The following is a 5,290-nucleotide window of genomic DNA, read 5'->3' as shown; positions in this document are numbered from 1 at the left end:
GCTGTAACAAATTGGCTGATTGAGTACAATTTTAATCGCCCTCATCAAGCGCTTGATTATTTAACACCCATGAGATATATTGAGAATCACAATGAGAATCTTAAACAAAAAGTGTTACCTATGTGCCCAGCCAGCACATTTGGTGGTTTCTTAGAGTAATAAATGATATTATTATGTTAGTATATTAAAACTTATTTCCTGCGGGGAGGGGTTTCTTCCTGAAACCAAGGGGCTGATGGTGTTTTCCCGGTCTCTTTGCAGGATAGAGATCGGGAATTTTTATTTAATGGAGGATATGATGGATAAAAGACTGGGTTTTGTTGGAATCATAATTGAGGATAGAAAAAAGGCTTCTTCAAGAATTAACAGTTTGCTTTCAGAATACGGAGATATTATTGCAGCGCGCGTTGGTATTCCTTATAAAGAGAAGAATTGCTGTGTTATCACGCTTGTAGTAGATGCTACTACAGATGAGCTTGGATCTTTAACAGGAAAGCTGGGCGCTATTGAGGGCGTATCAGTAAAATCAGCACTGGGAAAGGTAAAAAGCAGATGAAAAAAGCGCCTAAATCATTGCGGCTTCATATAGGATTATTTGGAAGAACTAATGTTGGTAAATCCAGCTTTCTGAATCTGGTTGCCAATCAGGACATAGCAATAACTTCGCCTGTTCCGGGTACAACCAGTGACGTGGTTGAAAAAAGCATGGAGTTTTTGCCCCTTGGTCCGGTTGTGTTTCTGGATACAGCGGGAATAGATGACACATCGTCCATTTCAGAGTTAAGAATCAAAAAAACAAAGAACATATTTGACAGAGCAGATATTATTTTACTTCTGACTGAAGCAGATATATGGGGAAAATACGAAGATGCTATTTTGCGTGAAACGGAAAATAGAAATACGCCTTTCATTATCGTTGTGAATAAGATTGATCAGAAATCACCTTCCCTTGAGTTTGCAAAAAAACTAAAAGCTAAGACAGAGAGGATTATTCTTTGCGCCAGTATGGATTTTAACAATAGAGATATGTATGTGAATGACTTAAAAAAGCATCTTACAGAAATCTGTCCAGATGATTTCCTGAATCCGCCTACTATCATAGGAGATATTATTCCTTCAGGAGGACTGGCAGTATTAATTGTTCCTATTGATATGGAAGCTCCAAAGGGAAGAATTATTCTACCGCAGGTCCAGACAATACGAGATGCTTTAGATAATGACTCTGCCGCATTGATTGTTAAGGAGAGTGAATACGCTCATATACTGGACAATCTAAAGAGACCGCCTGACGTTTCAGTATGTGATTCTCAGGTCGTTTCAAGAATGGTGGCTGATACTCCAAAACATGTTAAATGCACAACATTTTCAATCCTTTTTGCCAGATACAAAGGAGATTTAATAGAGGTAGTGAAAGGTGTGTGCGAAATAGATAAACTGGTTTCAGGAGATAAGGTTCTCATTGCTGAGGCGTGCAGTCATCATCCGGTGGAGGATGACATTGGAAGAGTAAAAATTCCGCGATGGCTGAAAGAATATACAGGGAAAAAATTAAATATAGATACATATTCAGGACATGATTATCCCGAAAACTTAAAGGACTATAAACTAATTATTCATTGCGGTGGATGTATGATCAACAGAAGAGAAATGCTGTTTAGAATTCAGCGGGCTAAACAGGAAGGCGTTCCTATAACAAATTACGGCGTGTGTATTTCTTTCCTGCACGGAGTGTTGGAAAGAGTGCTTTCTCCATTTCCCGCTGCTATGGATGTATTTAAAAAAGCTAAAGGAGCTGATGAAAAATGTGTGCGAAAATAATTGATACAAAATCGTGGATAGATAACAGGATTAAAAGAAACGAGATTACAAAATATATGGATGGAGACAAAGACTTTATAAATGATGAAGAGATCACAGAGAAATTAGAAAATAATAAATGCGTTGACAAAAAAAAGATAAGAGACATTCTTGACAAATCAATGGCTGTTGAAACGCTTACGCCAGAGGAAACAGCTGTATTACTCAATGTGGATGACAAAGATACTCTGGAGGAAATGGCAAGTACAGCGACTAAGATTAAGAAAAAGGTTTATGACAACAGGATTGTAACATTTGCTCCTCTTTATCTTGGAAACTTGTGTGTGAACAGCTGTCTCTATTGTGGATTCAGAAAAGAGAATAAGGATGAGAAAAGAAGAGTGCTTACATTGGAAGAAGTAAAGAAAGAAACGGAGGTTTTAGCAGGTAAAATCGGGCATAAGCGGCTGATAGTTGTTTATGGCGAGCATCCTGTTGCAAATATAGATTACATGACTTCCAGTATAAAACAGATATACGATGTTAAAGTAAAAACGAAAAACGGATATGGAAGCATCCGCAGAGTTAATGTGAACGCTGCTCCGTTGTCAATAGAGGATTTGAAGAAACTAAAGGAAGTTGGAATAGGAACGTTTCAGGTATTTCAGGAAACCTATCATCATAAAACCTATCAGGAAGTTCATCCAAAAGGCACGATAAAATCAGATTATAGATGGAGATTGTACTGCATGCACAGGTCAATGGAAGCAAGAATTGACGATGTTGGAATAGGTGCTTTATTTGGCTTGTATGACTGGAAATTTGAGGTTATGGGACTTCTATACCATGCAAGGGAATTAGAAAGAAAATTTGGCATAGGTCCTCACACTATTTCTTTTCCGCGTCTTGAACCTGCGTCAAATTCTCCGATTACACAGGATCCAAAGCATAAGGTAAGTGATAACGATTTCAAGAAGCTGGTAACAGTGATACGTTTGGCAGTGCCGTATACAGGGATGATTATTACTGCAAGAGAGAGTGCTCAAATGCGAAGAGAGACTTTTTCGTTAGGGTGTACGCAAACGGATGCATCAACACGCATAGGGATTGGGGCTTACAGTGACAGATATACCAAGCAGGAAAAGGAACGTCAGCAATTCTTATTGGGAGATACACGCAGTCTTGATGAGGTAATAAGAGAATTTGCGGAAATGGGATATATTACTTCGTTTTGCACTGCAGGATATCGCTGCGGCAGAACAGGCAAGTGCATTATGAACCTTTTAAAAACAGGTAAGGAAGGGAAGTTCTGCAAATTGAACGCGATTCTTACTTTCAGAGAGTGGCTGGATGATTTTGGCAGTAAAGAAACAAATATTGCAGGAGAAAAAATTATAAACAAGGAAATTGAAGAAATTAAAAAACTCATGCCTGAATTTTATGCAAAACTTATGAAAGACTACGAGAGAGTTGAGAATGGAGAAAGAGACATATATTTCTAAACGTGACATAATTGAGATATTAAAGAGAGACGATTTCTTAGATACTGTTAAGCAAGCTGACTGTATAAGAAAAGAAAATGTCGGCGATGAGGTTCATCTAAGAGGCATATGCGAATTTTCAAATTTTTGCAGAAAAGATTGTCTTTACTGCGGTCTTCGCAAATCAAATAAAAAGATTCCTCGTTACAGGATGTCTCCTGAAGAAATTCTCCGGACAGCCGTCCTGATAGATAAGCATGGTCTTAAAACAATCGTTCTCCAGTCAGGCGAAGATATATGGTTTACAAAAAAGGTATTAGCCAAATTAGTAGAAGACATCAAAACGCATACTGATCTGGCTGTAACTCTAAGCATCGGTGAGAGAAGTTTTGATGAGTATAAGGCATTCAAAGATGCAGGCGCAGACAGATATCTGTTAAGATTTGAGACAAGTAATGAAAACCTGTTCATGAAACTGCATCCTGACGACAATTACCATGAAAGATTAAAATGCCTCCAATGGTTGTTTGAGCTTGGATATCAGGTTGGCAGCGGTTCTATGATAGGCCTGCCGGGACAAACAATAGAACATATAGCAGATGATATCCTGTTTATAAAAAAATGGAACTTTCACATGGTAGGCGCAGGACCTTATATTTCGAATAACGACACACCTCTCTCTGGCAGTAAAAATGGAGATTTTTCGATTGTGCAAAAATTCATTGCATTGGTTAGAATCCTCTGTCCAAAGGTTCTCCTGCCTGCTACTACAGCTATGGATGTATTGCGTTCTGATGCCAGGGAAATAATACTACAGTCCGGGGCTAATGTGGTGATGCCGAACATTACACCGCAGAGATACAAACAAAATTATAGGCTTTATCCTGATAAACCGTGCATAGGAGAAGACCCTATAACCTGCAGATACTGTATGGAAAATAGAGTAAAGAAAATTGGCAGAAAGATCGCGCAAGACCATGGGCATTCTCTAATACCAAATCATTTAGTATTAGTGCGTGAAGAAGGCTTGTGAGAAAACAATGTAATAAGCTGTCTTATTCTATTTGGATGTATAATTAGGATAAACAATCCGCCTGCTATATTCCCTAGCGTTACAGGTATAAGATTTTGGAATATTATGTATTGCTTGTAAAAAGGGACGCCTTTTACAAAAAGGCCTATTGGGATTAGGTACATATTTGCAACACAGTGCTCGAATCCTGAGGCCACAAACACCATAATTGGCAATATACAGCAGAATATTTTAGAAATAATATCTTTTGAGAAATATGCCATAATAATGGCAAGAATAACCAGCATGTTACAGAATATCCCTCTAATAAAACATTCTGTAAACGATAAATCCAGTTTATTATCGGATATTTTTATTGCTAATTGTCCCAACTTGTTGATGTCTAAGTGTGTACCAAGAAGACCTGATTTAAAGATAAGAAATGCAAATAAAAAAGCGCCAACAAAATTGCCTAAATAAACAACTGTCCAATTTTTCAACATTTTTCGAATTGGGAAGAATGTTGATATGGCTCCTACTATCATCATTATGTTTCCAGTAAACAGCTCAGCTCCTGCAATAACAACTAATACCAGTCCGACACTAAAAACAGCACCTGCAACAATTTTCCCCATCCCTTGCTCAAGTGCAACAAGAAATGCATGTCCTCCTATGCTGATATATAGTCCTGCCAGAATTCCCAGAAGAAATAGCTGCCAGATTTTTGTATTTGCCTTTTTAATTCCCAGGGATGATATTTGGGTTTGGAGTTCTTTAGGACTTAATTTTGGATCATATCCCTTTGGTGGTGTATCATTATTCAAAACGTAACTCCTTTTAGCTCCTCGGGCTGGACTCGAACCAGCAACCCCCTGGTTAACAGCCAAGTGCTCTACCGATTGCGCTACCGAGGAATTTTATATATCAAAAAGACTGCTAAGTATAACGGGAAATATCCCTTTATGTCAAGATGATGTGCTGGCTGGGCACATAGGTAACA

General features: G+C 38.2%; 5 protein-coding genes and 1 tRNA gene. 4 read left to right on the top strand and 2 right to left on the bottom strand.

Going from position 1 to position 5,290, the window contains the following annotated elements; genetic code table 11:
* Positions 1 to 298 precede the first annotated feature (298 nt).
* From Q7J67_06835 to hydE, 4 genes are read left to right on the top strand one after another with little or no spacing between them, the layout of a single operon-like run.
* Positions 299 to 556 (top strand): iron-only hydrogenase system regulator, encoded by a 258-nt coding sequence (locus tag Q7J67_06835; GenBank protein ID MDO9464993.1) that lies wholly within the window; start codon positions 299 to 301, stop codon positions 554 to 556.
* Positions 553 to 1,818 (top strand): [FeFe] hydrogenase H-cluster maturation GTPase HydF, encoded by a 1,266-nt coding sequence (gene hydF, locus Q7J67_06830; protein ID MDO9464992.1) that lies wholly within the window; start codon positions 553 to 555, stop codon positions 1,816 to 1,818. Before Q7J67_06835 ends, hydF begins: the two co-directional genes overlap by 4 nt.
* Positions 1,803 to 3,299: a [FeFe] hydrogenase H-cluster radical SAM maturase HydG gene (hydG, locus tag Q7J67_06825; protein MDO9464991.1), complete on the top strand. Its 1,497-nt coding sequence runs from the start codon at positions 1,803 to 1,805 to the stop codon at positions 3,297 to 3,299. Before hydF ends, hydG begins: the two co-directional genes overlap by 16 nt.
* A complete protein-coding gene (gene hydE, locus Q7J67_06820) occupies positions 3,274 to 4,311 on the top strand; it encodes a [FeFe] hydrogenase H-cluster radical SAM maturase HydE (GenBank protein MDO9464990.1) in 1,038 nt (345 codons plus the stop codon). Before hydG ends, hydE begins: the two co-directional genes overlap by 26 nt.
* Here the strand turns inward: hydE and Q7J67_06815 are convergent.
* Together Q7J67_06815 and Q7J67_06810 are read right to left on the bottom strand one after the other, a co-directional pair.
* Positions 4,278 to 5,114, bottom strand: a complete 837-nt coding sequence (locus tag Q7J67_06815) for a formate/nitrite transporter family protein (protein ID MDO9464989.1) — start codon at positions 5,112 to 5,114, stop codon at positions 4,278 to 4,280. The genes hydE and Q7J67_06815 overlap by 34 nt on opposite strands.
* A gap of 17 nt (positions 5,115 to 5,131) precedes the next feature.
* Positions 5,132 to 5,204: transfer RNA gene (locus tag Q7J67_06810), tRNA-Asn, on the bottom strand.
* Positions 5,205 to 5,290: the final 86 nt, after the last annotated feature.

The sequence above is a fragment of the bacterium genome (assembly GCA_030652805.1).
GTDB lineage: Bacteria > JAHJDO01 > JAHJDO01 > JAHJDO01 > JAHJDO01 > JAHJDO01.
Note: the sequence above shows the minus strand (reverse complement) of the source record. Positions and strands in the feature narration are given on the sequence as shown.